Source organism: Pseudomonas syringae, assembly GCF_002157375.1.
Taxonomy (GTDB): domain Bacteria; phylum Pseudomonadota; class Gammaproteobacteria; order Pseudomonadales; family Pseudomonadaceae; genus Aquipseudomonas; species Aquipseudomonas syringae_T.
On record NZ_MTSA01000006.1, the window covers coordinates 255,469 to 275,997 of the forward strand.

A 20,529-nucleotide genomic window follows, 5' to 3' on the forward strand; every position below is an offset into this window, starting at 1 on the left:
CATTGACACGCTAGTTGACTGGCTGGATCGGCGTTAAGAGCCCTCAACGAAACCGGTCAACCTCGTTGCGCAGTTCGGTCGCGAGGCTGTTCAGTTCCTGAGCGGTGATCGCGAGGTTGGACATCACCTGGCGTTGTTCGCTGTTGGCCATGGCAATGCTTTGCAGGTTGCTGCTGAGCATGGTCGCGGTGCTGCTTTGTTCCTGGGTCGCGGTGGTGATCGCTGCGAACTGATGGCCAGCCGAGCGGCTCTGCTCGTCAATCTGAGCCAGTGCGGACGCCACTTTGGCGTTGAGCGACAAGCCTTCCTGCATCAATGTGTTGCCCTGCTGCATGGTGCTGATGGCGTTGCCGGTTTCCTGCTGAATACTGGCGATCATGCCGGAGATTTCGTCAGTGGCTTCACGGGTCCGTGAGGCCAGGCTGCGCACCTCGTCCGCCACCACGGCGAAGCCGCGACCTTGTTCCCCGGCACGTGCAGCTTCGATGGCGGCGTTGAGGGCGAGCAGGTTGGTCTGGTCGGCAATCGAGGTGATCACCCCGACAATGCTGCCGATTTCCTGGGAGCGCTGGCCCAGTGTGTCGATAACCGTTGCGGTGCTGCTCAAAGAGGTTGCGATCTGTTGCAGTGACGAAGACGCTTCCTCCATCGAGGTGCGGCCAATGCGGGTCTGTTGCGCGTTTTCCTGGGCCAGACGCTCGGTGTTGCCCATGTTGTCAGCGATGTTCATCGACGTGGCGCTGAACTCTTCAACGGCACCGGCCATGCTGGTGATTTCGCCGGACTGTTGCTCCATGCCCTCGTAAGCGCCACCGGACAAGCCGGACAATGCGTTGGCGCGCGTGCTGACTTCCTGCGCAGCCGTACGGATATGCGAGACCATTGACGACAGTGCTTCACTCATCTTGTTGAAGCTGCCGGACAACTGACCGATCTCATCATTGCTGGTGACGTTCAGGCGAACGCTCAGGTCGCCCGCGCCCAGTGCATCGGCCTGACGCACCAGTTCGGACAGCGGACGCAACTTGCTGCGCAGCAGCCAGATGGCGCTGATAACAGCAATCAGCATGGCCAGCACGCTGCCGATGGCCAGTTGTGTGCCCACGCTCCAGGTCACTTCGCTGATTTCATCGCGGGGCATGCTGGCAATGACGGTCCAGGGGCCACCGGCGAACGGCTGGCCAACGCTGTAAAAGTCATCGTCACCTTCACGCCAGAACTGCGCCTTGCCCGGTTTGCTGGCCAGGTCGGCAACGGCCTTCGCGGCGGCGTCCAGAGATTTGACGCCTGCCGGCGGAACCAGCCAGGTGCCCTTTTCATCCAGCAGTGCCAATGAACCGGTAGAGCCGATACGGAAGCTCTTCAGGTTGTCGAACTGGGTTTTCTGCGCGTCGGTGTAGTCGAAGCCTACAAACAGCGCCGCAATGATTTTGCCGCTGCTGTCGCGGACCGGGCTGTATTGAGTCATGTAATAGCGATCAAACAAGACCGCTTTGCCCACGTAGCTCTGGCCGGCCATCAAGCGCTCGTAAGCTGCACCTTTGCGATCCAGTACGGTGCCGATGGCGCGGGTGCCGTCCTGCTTGCTCAAGGAGGTGCTGATGCGGATGAAGTCATCGCCGCTGCGCACGAAGATCGTCGCCACGCCTGCGGTCATCGAGCGAAATTCATCGACTTCGGCAAAATCGTTGTTCAGTGGGGTGTCACGCAGATACAGGCCCGGAGTCTGAGTGCCCGCCACCGTCACCGGTTTGTCGACTTGCAGGCTCAGTCCCTCGGCGAAGCGCTTCTCGAACAACCCGCTCAGGCGCTGTGTGCTGTCCCGCAACGTGCTGTGGAAGGTGCTGAGCTGATCGGCGAGCAGCCTGGCTTCGCTCGACATGTGTTCTTCGCGAATGACCAGGTTGGACGCATCCAGAGACCTCAACGCGAACAAAGTACTGCCGCTGATGACGACGGCCAGGATCACGGCCAGAGCAATACCGAGTTGCGAGGCAATTCGTGTACGGGGCTTGGACATAGAGACTCCACGCCAAATGATTGGAGTCGCCGGGTCCGTGGCTTACCATTCAGCTTATTTTAGTTAAGGTTTTTATGCCGTCGGATGAGACGGTCGTTAAGCAATGCTTCGGCCAGTAAGGTCGTTACTTGAGCGCGATGCGCGACAGTATAAAGTGATGGCAGTTCGATATTAACTATATTTTCAACTTAATATTTCAACTAAAGGCAACTCCATTGCCTTCACTTCCGACTGAAGAAAATCGCTGAGGCGGCGTAACCGCTCTGCGCCGGGCCTTGTACGCGGTCAGACCAGATAATAGTTCTCGCCACTGAACACCGCCGTGCGCCACGGAATGCTCAGGCGGGCTTGCGCCACGTCTTCTGCAACCATCAACAGATCGCCCATCGACACGCCATAACCGCGTGCCGCCGCAATCATTCCCAGCTCCAGGGTGTCGAATACCTGCCCGCCCTTGAGCGAAACCTGGTCTGCCAGGCCCATACGGTTCAGCCAGGTGCGCCAGTCGCGTCGATCGGGCGTCGGGTGCAGCAATTCCGCTTTGGCCAGACGTTCGACGTCCCACGGCGGGTCTTGCAGCAAGGTCGGAGCTCCGACAGGAATCAATAATTCCGGGAACAGCAAGGTGGCTTCCCAATCCGACGGGAAATGCCCGTGGCTGAGCAGGATTGCGCAGTCGAACGGCTCCTGTGTGAAGTCCACGGCATCAATGTCCATCCAGGCGCTGGTCAGCTGCACCTCGTTGCCGACCTGCAGATGACGGAAGCGACTGAGGCGTGCCAGCAACCAGCGCATGGTCAGGGTCGAGGGCGCTTTCATGCGCAGAATGCCCTCTTCGGTCTGCAAGGTGCTGCAGGCTCGCTCCAGTGCCAGAAAGCCATCGCGCACGCCGGGCAAAAGCGCACGGGCCGATTCGGTCAGTTGCAAGTTGCGCCCGTTACGCTGAAACAGGCGACAGGCAAAATGTTCTTCCAGCGTACGGATATGGCGGCTTACTGCACTTTGGGTAATCGACAGTTCTTCAGCCGCCCGCGTGAACGAGGTGTGCCGTGCCGCAGCTTCAAATGCTCTTAGTGCATATAGAGGAGGGAGACTGCGGGGCATGGGCGCTTCCTGCTGACGGTAAGCGGTGACTGTAACGCAAATTCTTATCCATGAGTTTTAGTCATGCAGCGCATCGGATTTATCGTTTTGTGCTTGCGCGCGAACCGGCCCAGAATAAGCGCCCGTTCGACCTCCGTCTTAGAGCATTGCCGACATGCAGCAGCCCGCCTTCAAAGAACTCTGGATCATCCTGCGCCTGGCCGGGCCGCTGATCGCATCACAAATGGCGCACATGCTGATGGTGTTCACCGACACGGTAATGATGGGCAAGATCGGCCCCGAAGCCCTGGCGGGCGGCGGGCTGGGTGCTGCCACTTACAGCTTCGTGTCGTTTTTCTGTGTCGGGGTGATGGCGGCAGTCGGCACGCTGGTCTCGATTCGTCATGGCGCCGGCGACACCGAGGGTGCAACCCGTCTGACGCAGGCCGGGTTGTGGCTGGCCTGGGGCATGGCGCTGATCGCTGCATTGTTGTTGTGGAATCTTGAGCCGATTCTGTTGCAGTTCGGACAGGCCGAAGCCAACGTCCACATGGCGTCTCAATTTCTGATCACGTTGCCGCTCGCCCTCCCCGGCCTGCTCAGCTTCATGGCGCTGCGCGGCTTCACCAGCGCGCTCGGTCGCGCGGGTCCGGTCATGACCATCAGCCTGGCAGGCGCGGCGGCGAACTTCGTTCTCAATTACGCAATGATCCATCAATGGCTCGGTCTGCCCAATCTGGGGCTGATGGGGATCGGGCTGGTCACCGCGGTTGTGACCAACTGCATGGCTCTGGCGCTGGCGTTGCATATCAAGCGGCATCCGGCCTACGCGGCCTATCCGATCCGCAAGGGGCTTTCAAAGCTCTCGCGCAGCCACCTGAAAGAACTGTGGCGTCTCGGTCTGCCGATTGGCGGAACCTACGCGGTGGAAGTCGGGCTGTTCACCTTCGCAGCGTTCTGCATGGGCGCGATGGGCAGCACGCAAATGGCTGCGCATCAGATTGCCCTGCAGACGGTGTCGATGGCGTTTATGGTTCCAGTGGGCATGTCTTATGCGGTGACCATGCGTATTGGTCAGCATTACGGTGCGGGCAACCTGGCGATGGTGCGTTTGGCTGGCCGTCTGGGCATCGGCTTTGGCGGCGCCGTGATGCTGATGTTCGGGATGCTGTTCTGGCTCGCACCGCATGCGGTCATCGGTCTGTTTCTGGATATCAATGACCCGGCGTTTGCAGAGATTGTGGTGCTGGCCGCAAAACTGCTGGCCATTGCCGCGTTGTTCGAGTTCTTCGACGGCACCCAGACGATTGCCATGGGCGCGATTCGCGGGCTCAAGGATGCACGCACGACCTTTCTGATCGGTCTGGGCTGTTACTGGCTGATCGCTGCGCCTGCCGCCTGGGTACTCGGCTTCTCTACCGACGCTGGCGCATCAGGTGTGTGGTGGGGACTGGCGCTGGGCCTGTTCTGCTCGGCGGTGGCGCTGACGTATGCGTTTGAATGGAAGACCGCGCGGCTCTTGCGTCAGGCCGCCGCCGGGGCGGTGGTGCCGAGCTGAACCGGCGCACGCTTAGCCGGACTTCGAGACACCCGGCCGTGCGGCTTCGGCATGCAGATACGCCATCAGATCCTCCAGCGGCAGCGGCCGGCTCAGCAGGTAGCCCTGCACCTGATCGCACCCGAAACCGCGCAGCAACTCCAGTTGCCCGGCGGTTTCAACGCCTTCGGCAACCACCTCCAGGTTCAGGTTGTGCGCCAGGTTGATCATCGCGTTGACCAGCTTGCGGTTTTCTTCGCGTGACTCCATCTGGCTGACAAACCCCATGTCGATCTTGAGCAGCGCGATGGGCAGGCTGTTGAGGTGCATGAACGATGAATACCCCGTGCCGAAGTCGTCCAGCGAGAACCGTACCCCCAGGCGCTGCAATGCATCCATAGTCTGTCTGACCTGATCACTGCGCCGCATGATGGCTGTTTCGGTCAGCTCGAACTCCAGCCAGTGGGCGTCCACGCTGTGTTCCTCTATGAGGCGGCTCAGGGTCGGCAACAACTGACTGTCCTGAAACTGGCGAAACGACAGGTTGATCGCCATGTGCAGCGGCGCATACCCCTGTTCGCGCAACGTCTGCATATCGCGCAAGGCACGAAGCATGACCCAGTAACCCAGCGGCACGATCAGCCCGCTTTGCTCGGCCAGCGGCACGAACTCGCTGGGTGGCAGTAACCCGCGCGCCTGATGACGCCAGCGCACCAGCGCTTCGAGGCCCACCACACGACCGGTGTTCAGGCACAGTCGCGGTTGGTAATGCAGCTCCATTTCGTCGCGGCGCAAGGCTCGTCGCAGTTCGCCTTCCAGATCGGCAAGGCTGCGGGCGTTGCGGTTGATGCGTTCATCGAACTGGTGAAACGTGCAGCCCTGCATGCTCTTGGCCTGACGCATCGCGATATGGGCGTGCCACATCAGCGGGTCGGCTTCGGAGCGGGTGTGTGAGTGAGCGATGCCCAGGCTGCAACCGAGCAGCAGGCTTTCGCCATCGACCCAGTAAGGCTCGGCCAGAACGTCAGTAATGCGTTCGGCCAGTTGCGTGGCGCGTGCGGGTTTTGTTCGGGTATCGATCAACAGGGCAAATTCGTCGCCGCCCAGACGTGCGATCTGATCGCCGGCGTCGAGCTGGTTTTTCAGGCGCGCCACCACTTGCAGGATCAGCCTGTCACCCGCCTGATGCCCCAGCGAGTCGTTGGCATGGCGGAAGTTGTCCAGGTCCAGATGCCCCATCGCCAGATGGCCGCCCTCTGCCAGACGGTTGGCCAGCAGTGCCTGAAACCCCTGGCGGTTGGCAATGCCGGTCAACGGATCCTGGCCGGCCAGACGTCGCAGGGTCTCTTCCAGAAGACTGCGCTCATGCACATAACGCAGGCAGCGGCGCAGGACATCGCCGGTCAATGTATCGCGCACCAGCCAGTCGCTGACACCGCTCGGTCCGACCAGCGGTTCCTCTTCCAGCAGCACGACCGTCGGTAACAGGCAGGTTCCGGTCCGGGGCTGGAGGTCGGGGGTGGTCAATAGCACGGTATTGCGCTCGTTACCGTATTGGGCGCTGAAAACGTCCCAGTTCGCACCATGCAGCAATACGATGTTGCCGTCCCGGGCGGCGACGCAACCGTTCAGAAGCGCCTGCCAGGCAGGCTCGTGTGCCAATAAAAGCAATCGCAGGGGTTCGACAGGTGTAGGCAATCTAACTTCCTAAGTACAAAGGAAAAACCGGTGGCCGCACTCTCGCAGGAGCGCAACAGATACACGTATCGTCGCGTCGCGGCGCAAATGTAACAAAAACAGAAAAATTAGATAGCGGTCACTGCCTGCCACGATGATCACTGCACAAACGCGTGGGCCTGTTAAAATGCCCGACCTTTTTTGCAGACGACTCTTCATACCGCCATGTCCCGACTCAATCCCCGGCAGCAGGAAGCCGTGAACTACGTCGGCGGCCCTCTTTTGGTGCTCGCCGGTGCCGGTTCCGGCAAGACCAGCGTGATCACCCGCAAAATCGCCCACCTGATCCAGAATTGCGGGATCCGTGCCCAGTACATCGTTGCCATGACCTTCACCAACAAGGCCGCGCGCGAGATGAAAGAGCGGGTCGGCACCTTGCTCCGAGGCGGCGAAGGACGTGGCCTGACGGTCTCGACCTTTCACAATCTGGGCTTGAACATCATCCGCAAGGAACACACGCGGCTGGGGTACAAGCCGGGTTTCTCGATCTTTGACGAGACCGACGTCAAGGCCTTGATGACCGACATCATGCAAAAAGAGTATTCGGGCGACGATGGCGTCGACGAAATCAAGAACATGATCGGCTCGTGGAAAAACGACCTGATCCTGCCTGCCGAGGCGCTGGAAAACGCCCGCAACCCCAAGGAGCAGACCGCCGCCATCGTCTACACCCATTATCAGCGCACGCTCAAGGCGTACAACGCGGTGGACTTCGACGACCTGATCCTGATGCCGGTCAAGCTGTTCCAGGAACACGCCGACATTCTGGAAAAGTGGCAGAACAAGGTGCGTTACCTGCTGGTGGATGAATACCAGGACACCAACGCCAGCCAGTACCTGCTGGTGAAACTGCTGATCGGTTCGCGCAACCAGTTCACGGTGGTGGGCGACGACGACCAGTCGATTTACGCCTGGCGCGGTGCGCGGCCGGAAAACCTGATGCTGCTCAAGGACGATTATCCGTCGCTGAAAGTGGTCATGCTGGAGCAGAACTACCGCTCTACCAGTCGTATCCTGCGCTGCGCCAACGTGCTGATCTCCAACAACCCGCATGCCTTCGAAAAGCAGCTGTGGTCCGACATGGGGCATGGCGACGAGATCCGCGTGATCCGCTGCCGCAATGAAGACGCCGAGGCCGAGCGGGTGGCGATGGAGATCCTTACCCTGCACCTGCGCACCGACCGGCCTTACAGCGACTTTGCCATTCTGTATCGCGGTAATTACCAGGCCAAACTGATCGAGCTGAAGCTGCAGCACCATCAGGTGCCGTATCGCCTGTCGGGCGGCAACAGCTTTTTCGGTCGTCAGGAAGTGAAGGACCTGATGGCTTACTTCCGATTGCTGGTGAACCCGGACGACGACAACGCCTTCCTGCGCGTGATCAACGTTCCGCGTCGGGAAATCGGTTCGACAACGCTGGAAAAGCTCGGCAACTACGCCACCGAGCGCAAAATATCGATGTACGCCGCCACCGACGAGATCGGCCTTGGCGAGCATCTGGACAGCCGTTTCACCGATCGACTGCAGCGCTTCAAACGCTGGATGGACGGCGTGCGTCAGCAATGCGCGCAGAACGACCCGATCGCCGCCCTGCGCAGCATGGTCATGGACATCGATTACGAGAACTGGCTACGGCAGAACAGCTCCAGCGAAAAGGCCGCCGATTACCGGATGAGCAACGTCTGGTTCCTGATCGAGGCGTTGAAAAACACGCTGGAAAAAGACGAAGAAGGCGGCATGACCATCGAGGAGGCCATCGGCAAGCTGGTTTTGCGCGACATGCTCGAGCGTCAGCAGGAAGAGGAAGACGGTGCCGAGGGTGTGCAGATGATGACCCTGCACGCGTCCAAGGGGCTGGAGTTTCCGTACGTGTTCATCATGGGCATGGAAGAAGAAATCCTCCCGCACCGCTCCAGCATCGAAGCCGACACCATCGAAGAAGAGCGCCGCCTGGCGTACGTGGGCATTACCCGCGCGCGGCAGACGCTGGCGTTCACCTTCGCTGCCAAACGCAAGCAGTACGGGGAAATCATCGACTGCGCGCCCAGTCGTTTTCTGGATGAGCTGCCCCCGGACGATCTGGCCTGGGAAGGCAACGACGACACACCGACAGAAGTTAAAGCGGTACGCGGCAACACCGCGCTGGCCGACATTCGCGCCATGCTGAAACGCTAGCCGACTCACGAAATTGATCATTTATTGCGCAATGGCGCAGCCAAGGAATTGAAGTGGAAGCACTGCACAAGAAGATTCGCGAAGAAGGCATCGTACTGTCCGATCAGGTGCTGAAAGTCGATGCGTTTCTCAATCACCAGATTGATCCGGCGTTGATGAAAGCCATCGGCGACGAGTTCGCCCGGCTGTTCGCCGACGCGGGCGTGACCAAGATTGTCACCATCGAAGCGTCCGGTATTGCGCCAGCGGTCATGGCGGGTCTGAACATGGGCGTGCCGGTGATCTTCGCCCGCAAGCATCAGTCCCTGACCCTGACTGAAAACCTGCTGTCGGCCACTGTGTATTCGTTCACCAAGCAGGTGGAAAGCACCGTCGCCATCTCGCCGCGTCATTTGAACAGCACAGACCACGTGCTGATCATTGACGACTTTCTGGCCAACGGCAAAGCCTCGCAAGCACTGATTTCGATCATCAAGCAGGCCGGTGCCACCGTCGCCGGCCTGGGCATCGTGATCGAAAAATCCTTTCAGGGCGGTCGTGCCGAGCTGGATGCACAAGGCTATCGCGTGGAGTCGCTGGCACGCGTTGAATCGCTGGCGGGTGGCGTGGTGACGTTCAAGTAACGCGGTTAAGAGCGGACGCGGAGCGTCCTGACTGCCCACGCGGAACATGGGTACGATTGCGTTTTTCCGGACACCTCTCGTGCCTCACGCTTCAGCGTGGGACTGCCGTTCGCGACGCTCTGCGTCACAGTCTCTACGCCGTGCTGTGTGCTTTAGCGCGCAATACCCAGTGCGCGCAAACGCCGGTAGAGAGTGCGTTCGCTCAGCCCCAGCTCTCTGGCCAGCTCACTGCGTGAGCCTTTGAACACTCGCAGCGCATGGGCGAGTTTCTCCGGGCCGTCATCACCTCGGCGATAAGGCACACCGCTCGGCTCGCCATGCCCGCGCACTTCAGCGGGCAGGTCCTGCGCACGGATTACGCCGTCATCGGTAAACAGCCGGGCGCGTTCCAGGATGTTGCGCAGTTCCCGAATGTTGCCGGGGTAGCTGTACATATTCAGCAGTTTCATGGCGTCGGGATCGACACGCGGCGCGGCGCCTTGTGAGGTGCGTTGCAGCAGGCTGTCGATCAGCAGCGGCAGGTCTTCGCTGCGCTCACGCAAGGCCGGCAAGCGGATCGGGAAGGCACTGATGCGGTAGAACAGATCCTGACGAAAGCTGCCCTCGGCGACCATGTCCTTGAGCGGCTTGTGAGTGGCCGCCACCAGCCGAAAGTCGGAGTGTACGGTTCTCAGGCTGCCCACCGGACGAAAGCTGCCCGACTCGATCAGCCTCAGCAGCTTGACCTGCATGGCCAGCGGCACTTCGCCGATCTCATCGAGAAACAACGTACCGCCATGAGCCGCTTCGGCCAGGCCGGTCTTGCGCTGCAATGCGCCGGTGAATGCGCCCTTTTCATAACCGAACAGTTCGCTTTCCAGAAGCGTCTCGGTCAGCCCGGTGCAATCGACCACCACCAGCGGCCCGGCAGACCTTGAGCTGCTGGCATGCAGCGCACGCGCAAACAACTCCTTGCCAGTCCCGGATTCGCCCTGCAACAGCACGGGAATCTGCGCGGGCGCAGCACGTTGTAACGCGCTCAGGACTTCCTTGAATGCGGCCGAACGCCCCACCAGCCCTTGCTGCTGAGGCTGCACCGATGCCACTGCCACGGATGTCAGCCGCTCGACATAGGCAATCACCTCGCCCTGACCATCCAGAATCGGCCGCAGCTCTACATCGACATGCTCCGGGCCGCGCGGCGTGTGGTGAATATGCAGCAGACGCTCCGGCAGCCGGGTTTCATGTGCCTTACGCATCGGGCACTGCTCACCGGCCTGATCGCACGGTACTGCGAACTGATGGGACACCCGATAACACTTCTCGCCCACGTGCGGCGTGCCCTCGACACCAAACTGTCGCTGGTAGGCGGTGTTGGCAGCAATGATGTTGTAGTTGATGTCCAGCACAATGGTCGGGCGCAGGTCATGTTCCAGGTACGACACCAGCGACTGCATGCGGCTGCCGGGAAAATCGGTGGCGATAACTGACATGATTGCTCCTGAAAACGAGAGGCCCGCTGACCCGACGGGCTGCCAGTCTATGCCATTGACTGCCAGTCGGCTGCCAAAAAGTGGCAGTTACGTCGATCTGCCTGCCGTTTGTATAAAGCACAGCACTGACCTCACCCCTGCACTTACTGAGCAATTACCGGGTTGCAGGCGTTTCAGAGCGGTTGGCATGTTTATTGAGAATACAAGGCAACGACTGCCAACCGTCCTGCCCGCCGAAGCGGCCTCCGGGCGATTTACAGCCATGGGAATTGCACATGATTATTGCTGAACAGCTTTACGTCGAAGCGTTATTCGACGGCGATACCGGGACCATCAGTTATCTGGTGATGGACATGGAGAGCAGGCAGTGCGCGCTGATCGACAGCGTGCTCGACTACGACCCCAAATCCGGCCGTACCCGTACCGAGTCAGCAGACCGGATGATAGACCGCGTACGCAGCCTGCAAGCCTCGGTGCAATGGATTCTCGAAACCCATGTGCATGCCGATCATCTGTCGGCGGCGCCCTATCTCAAGCAGGCGCTGGGCGGTCAAGTGGTTATCGGCAGCCATATCACCGTTGTGCAGGAAACGTTCGGGGCCCTGTTCAATGCGCCGTCCGGTTTTGCGCGCAACGGCAGTCAGTTCGACGTGCTGGTCGAGGATGACGCTTCATTCGCCATTGGCGGGCTTCAGGTAAAAGCCATGCACACGCCAGGGCACACACCGGCCTGTACCAGTTATCGGATACAGGTGGGCGAACAGGTCGTCGCGTTCGTCGGCGATACGCTGTTCATGCCTGACTACGGCACCGCGCGTTGCGACTTTCCCGGTGCCGATGCGCGCACGCTCTATCGCTCTATTCGCAAGCTGCTGGCCCTGCCACAGCAGACCCTCCTGTTCATGTGCCACGATTACTTGCCCAACGGGCGTGCCTTGAAATACATGACCACCGTTGCCGAACAGCGTGCCAGCAATATTCATGTTCACGATGGCGTTGATGAAGACGCGTTCGTCAGCATGCGTGAAGCCCGTGACGCCACGCTGGACATGCCGGTTCTCATGCTGCCTGCGGTACAGGTCAACATGCGCGGTGGCCATTTTCCCGAGCCGGAAGACAACGGCGTCGTCTACCTGAAGATCCCGCTCAATGCACTTTGAGCTGTACCCGCTTTCGGAATCCCTGCCATGACTGATTCGAACACCTCCTGCCAGATATTGATCGTCGGTAGCGGCGCGGCCGGTATCGCGACCGCTGCCAGCCTGCTCGCCCGTGATGCCTCGTTGCAGATCACGCTGGTTGATCCCGCCGACACCCACTATTACCAGCCCGGCTGGACGATGGTCGGTGCCGGTATTTTTCAGCCGCAATCCACCGCGCGCAGCATGATTTCGCTGATTCCCGAGGGTGTGCAGTGGGTCAAGGCTGCGGTGGCATCGTTCGCGCCGCAGGACAACACGCTGACACTGGAAGACGGGCGCACGATGGGCTATCAGCAACTGGTGGTCTGCCCCGGCCTGAAGCTGGACTGGGCCGCCATCGATGGACTGGTCGAGACCCTCGGCGCCAACGGCGTGACCTCCAACTATCGCTTTGATCTCGCGCCTTACACCTGGACGCTGGTCCAGGGCCTCAAGCAGGGTCGCGCTCTGTTCACCCAGCCACCGATGCCGATCAAGTGCGCAGGCGCGCCGCAAAAAGCCATGTACCTGTCCTGCGATCACTGGCTGAAAACCGGCCGCCTCGCGCAGATCAATACGCAGTTCTACAACGCAGGCGGCGTGTTGTTTGGTGTTGCGGACTACGTGCCTGCGCTGATGAGTTACGTCGACCGCTACGCCATCGACCTCAAGTTCAGCCACCGGCTGGTGGCCGTCGACGGGCCGGGCAAACGCGCTACGTTCATCCGCACCCAGGCAGACGGGAGCAGCGAAACGGTCGAGCAACACTTCGACATGCTGCACGTGGTGCCCCCGCAAATCGCTCCCGATTTCATCCGCAGCAGCCCGTTGGCCGATGCCGCAGGCTGGGTGGACGTGGACCCGGCCACGCTCCGGCACCGGCAGTTCGCCAACATTCACGGCCTGGGCGACGCCACCAACACCAGCAACGCCAAGACCGCTGCCGCTGCGCGCAAACAGGCCCCGGTAGTGGCCAATAATGTGCTGGTCGCACTGGGGCGCCTGACAGCGTCCGCCACCTATGACGGCTACGGTTCATGCCCGCTGACCGTCGAGAAAGGCAAGATCGTGCTGGCCGAGTTTACGTACGGCGGCAAGGTTGCGCCCAGCTTCCCGAACTGGTTGCTGGATGGGCGCAAGCCGACCCGACTGGCGTGGTGGTTGAAGGAAAGCGTGCTGCCTGCGCTTTACTGGAACGGCATGCTCAAGGGCCGCGAGTGGCTGGCCAAACCGAAGAAGGCTGACGTTCCACATGGTTGAGCATCAACTGTTGGGTGCGGGGCTGGGTGCAATCATCGGGACAGTGCTGGCATTGACCGGCGCTGGCGGTGGCATCCTCGCGGTGCCGTTGCTGGTCTTCGGCCTGGGTCTGACGATTGTCGAAGCCGCGCCTGTCGGCCTGCTGGCGGTGGGGCTGGCTGCCGGGGTCGGTGCCGTGCTGGGGCTGCGTCAGGGCATCGTTCGCTATCGCGCTGCGGGCTATATCGCCGGTATTGGCGTGCTGGTCGCGCCCTTGGGTTTATGGCTCGCCCATCGTGTGCCCAATGCGCCGCTGGCGCTGATCTTTTCCGCCGTTTTGCTGTATGCCTGCGGGCGCATGTTCATGAGGGCCAGCCGCGAATTGCGCGACGGCCAACCGGCACCTCGGGCGGAAACACTGCCCTGCGTGCTCAACCCGCTGCAAGGAAGGCTGCGCTGGACCATGCCGTGCCTGCGCGCCTTGACGCTGACCGGTATGTGCTCGGGGTTACTGTCGGGCCTGCTGGGCGTCGGTGGCGGATTCGTGATCATTCCGGCGCTCACGCGTTACAGCGACCTGGACATGAAAAGCGTTGTGGCGACGTCACTGGCCGTGATCGCGCTGGTCTCGACCGGCAGCGTCGTTATTGCGTCACTGAGTGGCGTCATGCACTGGGCGGTAGGCGCGCCCTTCGCACTCGGCGCGGTGGCTGGCCTGATCGGTGGCAGGCAAATCGCTCGCTATCTGGCCGGTCCGCGTTTGCAGCAGTTGTTTGCTGTGTGCGGGATCATGGCTGCGTTGATGCTGGTGTTTTCGGTGGTGTAGTTGGCGTTGGCTCTCCTGTAAGTCTGCGCCCCACCGCACATCAACGTCGGACGCGGAGCGTCCAGAACGGCGTCCCCACGCTGGAGCATGGGGACGAGAATGAACAAAGGCGCGGGTTGCCGGGCTCGCCGAAATTATCAGCCTGTCAGCCCGGTCGTATTTTGCAAGCCGGCCAGCAGCAGCCGCTGGTACAACTCCTCGCGCAGGCCCTGCGGGTTGTCCAGTTGCATGCGTTGCAGGTGCAGCTGGAAGGCTTCCGGTTCCGGTGCGTCGAGGGTGGCTTTGCCCAGTTCAAGGATTTCAGTGAGCTTGAGCTTGCTCTTCAGCCAGTTCAGTGCGCGCAGCAGATCGCGCTCTTCAGGTGTGAAATCACAGCCCAGCGGGTACTCGGTGAACAGCGACGGGTAATGCGCTGAAATATCCCGCAGGCGCTCCGGTGTGTTCTGGGTGAAGCGTGGGTCGAGGTGGAAGTCTTTGGGCAGCTTGCCAGTCTTCTGGGCCTGCTCGATCAAGCCTGGCTGAAACCGTGAGTCGGTGATATTCAGGATCCGTTCGATCACCGTGGCGTCCGTCTGCCCGCGCAGATCGGCAATGCCGTATTCGGTCACGACGATGTCACGCAAGTGCCGGGGGATGGTGGTATGCCCGTACTGCCAGACAATATTGGAACTGACCTCGCCGCCTGACTCGCGCCAGCTGCGCACCATCAGAATCGAACGGGCGCCTTCGAGCGCATGGGCCTGAGCGACGAAGTTGTATTGACCGCCCACGCCACTGAGCACCCGGCCGTCTTCCAGTTGGTCGGCCACCGCAGCGCCCATCAGGGTGACGGTGAAGGCGCTGTTGATGAAGCGCGCATCGCGGCGTTGCAGGCGCTTGAGGTCTTCCTGGCCGTAAAGCTCGTTGATGTAGCTGATGGCGGTCATGTTGAATTGCGCCAGCCGCTCGGCAGGCAGTTCACGCAGCCGTGCATAGAAACTCGATGGCCCGAGAAAGAAGCCGCCATGCACGACCACGCCCTCGGGGTGCGCGTCTTCGTCCAGCGTGCCCATGTTGGCCAGCCGTTGCAGCTCGGCATCGGCGTACACCTTGCGCCGCACGATGCCGGCGTCGGCCAGCACCAGCAGCCCGTTGACGAACATCTCGCTGCAACCGTACAGGCCGCTGGCAAAAGGTTGAGTACCGCCTTCCCGGTCGATCAGGGTCTGCCAGTTGCTCATGTTCAAGTCGGCCAGCAGGCTGCGCCAGGTTTCGTTGTCAGCCTGCCGCGCCAGCAAGGCGCCGGTCAGTGCATCGCCCATCGAGCCGATGCCGATCTGCAGCGTCCCGCCGTCGCGCACCAGTGTGCTGGCATGCAGACCGATCAAGTGATCCTGATAACCCACCGGCATATTGGGCGTGGAGAACAGCGTGCTGTGTTCGTCTTCGTTCAACAGCACGTCAAAGGCGTCAACGTCCAGCTCCGAGTCGCCCGGCATGTACGGCAGGTCGGCGTGGACCTGACCCAGCATCAGAACGGTTTCTCCAGCGGCTCGACGCTTGGCGATCATGGGCAGCAGGTCGAGGGTGACGTCCGGATTGCAGCTCAGGCTCAGTTTGCCCGGACGCTGTTCATCACGCGCCACCAGTTGCGCGACCAGGTTCAGGCCGTTGGCGTTGATGTCACGGGCGGCGTGGCTGTAATTGCTGCTGACGTAATCCTGCTGGGCCGGCGCACTGTCGAGCAGGCTGCCCGGCTGCATGAAAAACTGCTGGACGCGGACATTGCCGGGCAGTTTGTCGCGGCGCAGGGCAGCGAGAAATTCCAGCTCTGGATAGTCGCCGAACGTTCGCTCCAGAAACGGCTCCAGAAACCGCGCCTGCAAGCCTTCGCCGGGCGTGGGGCGGCCGAGTGTCAGGGCGGTGTAGATCGTCAGCTTGCGCTCGGGCAACTGGCTGATGCGCTGGTACAGGGCGTTGACGAACCGATTGGGTTTGCCTAACCCCAGCGGCATGCCGAGGTGAATATGCTCGGGTAATTGCGCCAGAACGTGATCGACGGCTTGCTCGATGGAACAGGAATACGGCATCCCAGCTCTCCTGAATTCTTATTGGGTGCAGCTTGGACCGGTGAAGAAGCGAAAGTGCTCCCACAGCCTTTTCTCTCGTTCCCAGGCTCCAGCGTGGTAACGAGAATCTACGTTACTTCAGCCCGGACATGCTCTGTATGGCGTTCTTGAGTTCGTCGTCGGTGCAGTCGGCACAGGTGCCTTTCGGCGGCATGATGCTGAGGCCTTTGACGGTGTTGGCCAGCAAGCCATCGAGGCCTCCGGCTTTTTTGGCACGCGCTTCCCAGGCTGGTGTGTCACCGATTTTTGGCGCGTTGAGCAGGCCGACGCTGTGACAGGCCACGCAGTGGGCGGCGATGATGTCGTCAGGGGATCGGGCTGCGTCGGCAGCCTGGGCGTTAAGTGCCCAGAGGGTCAAGATGCCTGCGATGCTCAGGCGCTTGCGGGTGAGGTTCACGCTGCACTCATCTTGATGGGCCTGTTCAGAAGTTGGCGGGCGTGGCAGCGCTGATCAGTCGCGCCGGAGCATCGAACGGGTTGCGAAAGCGGTGCGGTCGGGTGCTTTCGAAGTAGTAACTGTCGCCCGCTTCAAGCACATAGGTCTCGTGCCCGACCACCAGCTCAAGCCGCCCTTCAACAAGAATTCCGGTTTCTTCGCCCTCGTGAACGAGCATCTCTTCGCCGGTGTCGGCGCCCGGCGGGTAGGTCTCGGTCAGAAACGCGATGGCGCGACCCTGATGCGACTTGCCGACCAGCTTCATGGTCACCGCACCGTCCGAGATATCAATCAGTTCGCTGGCCTTGTAGACCACCTGGGTCGCGTTTTCCGGGACGGTTTCTTCCGAAAAGAATTCGACCATCGACATGGGGATGCCGCCCAGCACCTTGCGCAACGAGCTGATCGAAGGGCTTACGCTGTTTTTCTCGATCATGGAAATGGTGCTGTTGGTCACGCCTGCGCGTTTGGCGAGTTCTCGTTGGGACAGGCCCTTGAGCTTGCGGATCGATTGCAGCCGTTCACCCACGTCCAATGCGGCATTCCCCCAATATTTGTCAGGTCAAGTCGGTATGAACGCCATCATGGCAACAGCGTTCAATATTTACAACACTTCGACCGATGCCGACACAGAAAGAGGGAAACAGGCAGACTCAGGAATCAGTTTTCGGAATAGATACGCGGCACACGACGCAGATTGCAGAAGATCTGGTACGGAATCGTGTCAGCCTGCGCCGCGACTTCACTGGCGTGTACGCCTTTGCCCCACAGCTCGACCCGGCTGCCAAGCCCGGACTGCGGCAACCCGGTCAGGTCGACGCAGAGCATGTCCATCGACACTCGTCCAAGCAGTCTGGAGGGGTGGCCGTCGACCTGCATCGGCGTTCCGGACGGCGCATGACGCGGGTAACCGTCGGCATACCCCATCGCCACCACGCCGACCCGCAAAGGCTGGTCGCTGACGAAGGTCGCGCCGTAGCCCACGGCTTCACCGGCGGGCACTTCGCGCACGCTGATGATTTTCGATTCCAGGGTCATGACCGGCTGCAGACGGTCTGCCAGTGGCTGCGGCTGGCCGAATGGCGTGGCGCCATACAGCATGATGCCGGTACGCGACCAGTCACTGCGGATCTTCGGCCAGCCCATCACGGCAGGCGAGTTTTTCAGGCTGGTTTCGGCCGACAGCCCCTGGCAGGTGGCGTCGAACACCGCGCATTGTTCTGCGCTCGACGGACTGCCCAGCTCGTCTGCGCAGGCGAAGTGAGTCATCAGAACAACCTTCGCCACTTTGCCGGTCGCCAACAGGCGTTGATAAGCGTCGCGATACTCCGAAGGGTACAAGCCGACGCGGTGCATGCCGGTGTCGAGCTTGAGCCAGACGGTTATCGGCGTATCGAGCCGAGCCTGTTCAATGGCTTCCAGTTGCCAGATGGAATGCACGACTGTCCACAGGTCGTGTTCGACAATCAGCGCCAGCTCCTGGGCTTCAAAGAAACCTTCGAGCAACAGGATGGGCGCACGAATACCCGCTGCGCGCAGCTCCAGCGCTTCTTCGATGCAGGCCACTGCAAAACCGTCGGCCTGTGCCTCCAGTGCCTGGGCGACACGCACGGCACCGTGGCCATAAGCATCGGCTTTGATGACCGCGAGGGCTTTGCCGCCGCTGCTTTCTCGAGCCAGTTGGTAGTTGTGGCGCAGTGCCTGAAGATCAATAAGGGCGCGGGCTGGACGCATGGTGACGTTAATTGCCTGAAGAGAGTAATCGGAGGAAAAGGCCCGACGCCGGGGAGGCGTCGGGCGAGTGTGAAATGTTATGGCAGTGCGGCGACAACCGACAATTCGACGAGGATTTCCGGTTCGCACAACCTGGCTTCGACGGTTGCACGCGCGGGAGCGAAGCCCTTGGGCAGCCACTTGTCCCAGACGCTGTTCATGCCGGCGAAGTGGGCGTCGATGTCTTTCAGGTAAATCGTGACCGACAGGATACGCGTCTTGTCGGTGCCGGCCAGGTCGAGCAGACGCTCGATGCTGTTCAGGACCTCCCGGGTCTGTTGCTCGACACCCGCTGTCATGTCATCGCCCACCTGGCCCGACAGATACACGGTGCCATTGTGGACAACGACCTGACTCATGCGCTCATTGGTGAGCTGGCGCTGGATTGACATGCTGTGCATTCTCCTGGGTGTGGCCGTAACGAGAGATATCGAGCCCTTGGGCACTGATCCGAGGCGTCTTGCGGGCGATGAGGTCCGCCAGCAAGCGACCGGAACCGCACGCCATCGTCCAGCCCAGTGTGCCGTGGCCGGTATTGAGGAACAGGTTGCGCAACGGTGTTGCCCCCACGATCGGTGTGCCATCGGGTGTGGTCGGACGCAGCCCGGTCCAGAAACTCGCCTGGCTCAGGTCGCCGCCTTGAGGATAGAGGTCGCCGACGATCATCTCCAGCGTTTCGCGACGACGCGGGTTGAGCGAGAGATCAAACCCGGCGATTTCAGCCATGCCGCCGACCCGGATCCGGTTGTCGAAGCGGGTAATGGCAACCTTGTAGGTTTCATCGAGAATGGTCGATGTCGGTGCCATGTCCGGGTTGGTGATCGGCACGGTCAGCGAGTAGCCCTTGAGCGGGTACACCGGTGCCTTGATGCCCAGCGGCTTGAGCAATTGTGGTGAATAACTGCCCAGCGCCAGCACGTAGCGGTCTGCGGTTTCCAGCACGCCATCGATCCACACACCCTTGAGGCTGTCGCCCGAGTGATCGAGGCGTTCGATGTTCTGGCCGTAACGGAATTCGACACCCAGCGCCACCGCCATCTCCGCCAGACGCGTGGTGAACAACTGACAATCGCCGGTCTGGTCATTGGGCAGGCGTAACGCCCCGCTGAGAATACCGGTCACGCCCGCCAGTGCGGGTTCGACACGGGCAATCCCCTCGCGATCCAGCAGCTCATAAGGAACGCCGGATTGCTCAAGCACGGCGATATCCTTGGCGGCATTGTCCAGCTGTGCCTGCGTGCGGAATAGCTGAGTAGTGCCCAGGCTGCGGCCCTCGTAAGCGATCCCGGTCTCGATGCGCAGCTCGTCCAGGCAATCGCGGCTGTACTCGGACAGGCGCACCATGCGCTCTTTGTTGACGGCGTATCGACTTGCCGTGCAGTTGCGCAGCATCTGAGCCATCCACAGGTACTGATCGATGTCGGTCGTGGCTTTGATCGCCAGGGGGGCGTGACGTTGCAGCAGCCATTTGATGGCCTTGAGCGGCACGCCCGGCGCCGCCCACGGCGATGCATAGCCCGGCGAGACCTGGCCGGCATTGGCGAAACTGGTTTCCATGCCGGCAGCAGGCTGACGGTCGACCACAGTCACCTGGAAACCGGCACGCGCCAGATAGTAAGCACTGGTGGTACCGATGACACCACTACCAAGGACCAGAACGCGCATGTGGACGACCTCATCGCGGATATCCGCTGATATTTTCAATATTAAAGCCAGAATGTGCGCAGTATATTGAGCAATGGGCAGTGCTTCTCACTGTATAAGTGTTTATATTCAGCATTTATTCACGGCATTAAACGCTTTGGTAGAGGGGAATTTGCCCGTGCGTACTCAACATCAGTCAAATCGCGAACTGGACAAGATTGACCGCAATATCTTGCGCATTCTTCAGGCCGATGCGCGCATCTCGTTCACCGAACTGGGCGAAAGGGTCGGCCTCTCGACAACACCCTGCACCGAGCGGGTTCGTCGGCTGGAGCGCGAGGGCATCATCATGGGCTACAACGCCCGGTTGAACCCGCAAAGCCTCAAAGCCAGCCTGCTGGTCTTCGTAGAAATCAGCCTGGATTACAAGTCCGGCGACACCTTTGAAGAGTTCCGCCGCGCCGTGCTGAAGCTGCCACATGTGCTGGAGTGCCATCTGGTGTCCGGCGACTTCGACTATCTGGTCAAGGCGCGTATTTCCGAGATGGCGTCGTATCGCAAACTGCTGGGCGACATCCTGCTCAAGCTGCCGCACGTGCGCGAATCCAAGAGCTACATCGTGATGGAAGAAGTGAAAGAGAGTCTGAACCTGCCGATTGCCGACTGACGCTGGCG

16 protein-coding genes and 1 pseudogene are annotated in these 20,529 nt (G+C 60.8%); 7 read left to right on the forward strand and 10 right to left on the reverse strand.

What is annotated here, in order from left to right; all coding sequences use genetic code 11:
• Nucleotides 1–43 precede the first annotated feature (43 nt).
• Both BW686_RS09830 and BW686_RS09835 read right to left on the reverse strand, forming a co-directional pair.
• Complete coding sequence (locus BW686_RS09830) at nucleotides 44–2,020, reverse strand: methyl-accepting chemotaxis protein (protein WP_084916113.1); 1,977 nt, start codon at nucleotides 2,018–2,020, stop codon at nucleotides 44–46.
• Nucleotides 2,021–2,203: 183 nt separating this feature from the next.
• Nucleotides 2,204–3,124 (reverse strand): annotated as a pseudogene (locus BW686_RS09835) (LysR substrate-binding domain-containing protein).
• Between the two features lie 154 nt (nucleotides 3,125–3,278).
• Here BW686_RS09835 and BW686_RS09840 point away from each other — a divergent pair.
• A complete protein-coding gene (locus tag BW686_RS09840) occupies nucleotides 3,279–4,661 on the forward strand; it encodes a NorM family multidrug efflux MATE transporter (RefSeq protein ID WP_084916114.1) in 1,383 nt (460 codons plus the stop codon).
• 12 nt (nucleotides 4,662–4,673) lie between these two features.
• Here the strand turns inward: BW686_RS09840 and BW686_RS09845 are convergent, their stop codons facing one another.
• Nucleotides 4,674–6,338 (reverse strand): putative bifunctional diguanylate cyclase/phosphodiesterase, encoded by a 1,665-nt coding sequence (locus BW686_RS09845; RefSeq protein ID WP_084916115.1) that lies wholly within the window; start codon nucleotides 6,336–6,338, stop codon nucleotides 4,674–4,676.
• Nucleotides 6,339–6,542: 204 nt separating this feature from the next.
• Here BW686_RS09845 and rep point away from each other — a divergent pair, with 204 nt between their 5' ends.
• Together rep and BW686_RS09855 are read left to right on the forward strand one after the other, a co-directional pair.
• Nucleotides 6,543–8,552: a DNA helicase Rep gene (gene rep, locus BW686_RS09850; protein ID WP_084916116.1), complete on the forward strand. Its 2,010-nt coding sequence runs from the start codon at nucleotides 6,543–6,545 to the stop codon at nucleotides 8,550–8,552.
• 53 nt (nucleotides 8,553–8,605) lie between these two features.
• Complete coding sequence (locus BW686_RS09855; protein WP_057434913.1) at nucleotides 8,606–9,175, forward strand: xanthine phosphoribosyltransferase; 570 nt, start codon at nucleotides 8,606–8,608, stop codon at nucleotides 9,173–9,175.
• Between the two features lie 152 nt (nucleotides 9,176–9,327).
• Here the strand turns inward: BW686_RS09855 and BW686_RS09860 are convergent, their stop codons facing one another.
• Entirely contained in the window at nucleotides 9,328–10,647 is a 1,320-nt protein-coding gene (locus tag BW686_RS09860; protein WP_084916117.1) for a sigma-54 interaction domain-containing protein, read from the reverse strand.
• 275 nt (nucleotides 10,648–10,922) lie between these two features.
• Between BW686_RS09860 and BW686_RS09865 the strand changes: the two genes are divergently transcribed.
• The 3 genes from BW686_RS09865 to BW686_RS09875 are packed head-to-tail and all read left to right on the forward strand — an operon-like array spanning nucleotide 10,923 to nucleotide 13,893.
• Nucleotides 10,923–11,807 carry an MBL fold metallo-hydrolase gene (locus tag BW686_RS09865; protein WP_084916118.1) on the forward strand — a complete coding sequence of 295 codons (885 nt, stop codon included), beginning with the start codon at nucleotides 10,923–10,925 and terminating at the stop codon, nucleotides 11,805–11,807.
• Nucleotides 11,808–11,834: 27 nt separating this feature from the next.
• Nucleotides 11,835–13,088 (forward strand): NAD(P)/FAD-dependent oxidoreductase, encoded by a 1,254-nt coding sequence (locus tag BW686_RS09870; protein ID WP_084916119.1) that lies wholly within the window; start codon nucleotides 11,835–11,837, stop codon nucleotides 13,086–13,088.
• Nucleotides 13,081–13,893, forward strand: a complete 813-nt coding sequence (locus tag BW686_RS09875) for a sulfite exporter TauE/SafE family protein (protein ID WP_084916120.1) — start codon at nucleotides 13,081–13,083, stop codon at nucleotides 13,891–13,893. The genes BW686_RS09870 and BW686_RS09875 overlap by 8 nt, the downstream gene beginning before the upstream one ends.
• A 137-nt stretch (nucleotides 13,894–14,030) precedes the next feature.
• Here BW686_RS09875 and BW686_RS09880 read toward each other — a convergent pair whose 3' ends face one another.
• The 6 genes from BW686_RS09880 to dadA all read right to left on the reverse strand — a co-directional run bounded on the left by BW686_RS09880 (nucleotide 14,031) and on the right by dadA (nucleotide 19,875).
• Entirely contained in the window at nucleotides 14,031–15,962 is a 1,932-nt protein-coding gene (locus BW686_RS09880; RefSeq protein WP_084916121.1) for an acetyl-CoA hydrolase/transferase C-terminal domain-containing protein, read from the reverse strand.
• Nucleotides 15,963–16,074: 112 nt separating this feature from the next.
• Nucleotides 16,075–16,398: a c-type cytochrome gene (locus tag BW686_RS09885; protein WP_084916122.1), complete on the reverse strand. Its 324-nt coding sequence runs from the start codon at nucleotides 16,396–16,398 to the stop codon at nucleotides 16,075–16,077.
• A 25-nt stretch (nucleotides 16,399–16,423) separates the two neighbouring features.
• Nucleotides 16,424–16,972 (reverse strand): cupin domain-containing protein, encoded by a 549-nt coding sequence (locus tag BW686_RS09890; protein ID WP_084916123.1) that lies wholly within the window; start codon nucleotides 16,970–16,972, stop codon nucleotides 16,424–16,426.
• A 125-nt stretch (nucleotides 16,973–17,097) separates the two neighbouring features.
• On the reverse strand, nucleotides 17,098–18,171 hold the full coding sequence (gene alr / locus BW686_RS09895; RefSeq protein ID WP_084916124.1) for an alanine racemase: 1,074 nt from the start codon (nucleotides 18,169–18,171) through the stop codon (nucleotides 17,098–17,100).
• Nucleotides 18,172–18,248: 77 nt separating this feature from the next.
• Nucleotides 18,249–18,602: a RidA family protein gene (locus BW686_RS09900; RefSeq protein WP_084916125.1), complete on the reverse strand. Its 354-nt coding sequence runs from the start codon at nucleotides 18,600–18,602 to the stop codon at nucleotides 18,249–18,251.
• Complete coding sequence (gene dadA, locus BW686_RS09905; RefSeq protein ID WP_084916126.1) at nucleotides 18,574–19,875, reverse strand: D-amino acid dehydrogenase; 1,302 nt, start codon at nucleotides 19,873–19,875, stop codon at nucleotides 18,574–18,576. The genes BW686_RS09900 and dadA overlap by 29 nt, the downstream gene beginning before the upstream one ends.
• A 157-nt stretch (nucleotides 19,876–20,032) precedes the next feature.
• Between dadA and BW686_RS09910 the strand changes: the two genes are divergently transcribed.
• Nucleotides 20,033–20,521 (forward strand): Lrp/AsnC ligand binding domain-containing protein, encoded by a 489-nt coding sequence (locus BW686_RS09910; protein WP_084916127.1) that lies wholly within the window; start codon nucleotides 20,033–20,035, stop codon nucleotides 20,519–20,521.
• Nucleotides 20,522–20,529: the final 8 nt, after the last annotated feature.

Excerpts from the sequence above, each read along its gene's own strand:
- BW686_RS09830 (WP_084916113.1), bottom strand. The coding sequence starts at position 2,020 with ATGTCCAAGCCCCGTACACGAATTGCCTCGCAACTCGGTATTGCTCTG.
- BW686_RS09840 (WP_084916114.1), top strand. The coding sequence starts at position 3,279 with ATGCAGCAGCCCGCCTTCAAAGAACTCTGGATCATCCTGCGCCTGGCC.
- rep (WP_084916116.1), top strand. The coding sequence starts at position 6,543 with ATGTCCCGACTCAATCCCCGGCAGCAGGAAGCCGTGAACTACGTCGGC.
- BW686_RS09860 (WP_084916117.1), bottom strand. The coding sequence starts at position 10,647 with ATGTCAGTTATCGCCACCGATTTTCCCGGCAGCCGCATGCAGTCGCTG.
- BW686_RS09865 (WP_084916118.1), top strand. The coding sequence starts at position 10,923 with ATGATTATTGCTGAACAGCTTTACGTCGAAGCGTTATTCGACGGCGAT.
- BW686_RS09870 (WP_084916119.1), top strand. The coding sequence starts at position 11,835 with ATGACTGATTCGAACACCTCCTGCCAGATATTGATCGTCGGTAGCGGC.
- BW686_RS09875 (WP_084916120.1), top strand. The coding sequence starts at position 13,081 with ATGGTTGAGCATCAACTGTTGGGTGCGGGGCTGGGTGCAATCATCGGG.
- BW686_RS09880 (WP_084916121.1), bottom strand. The coding sequence starts at position 15,962 with ATGCCGTATTCCTGTTCCATCGAGCAAGCCGTCGATCACGTTCTGGCG.
- alr (WP_084916124.1), bottom strand. The coding sequence starts at position 18,171 with ATGCGTCCAGCCCGCGCCCTTATTGATCTTCAGGCACTGCGCCACAAC.
- BW686_RS09900 (WP_084916125.1), bottom strand. The coding sequence starts at position 18,602 with ATGTCAATCCAGCGCCAGCTCACCAATGAGCGCATGAGTCAGGTCGTT.
- dadA (WP_084916126.1), bottom strand. The coding sequence starts at position 19,875 with ATGCGCGTTCTGGTCCTTGGTAGTGGTGTCATCGGTACCACCAGTGCT.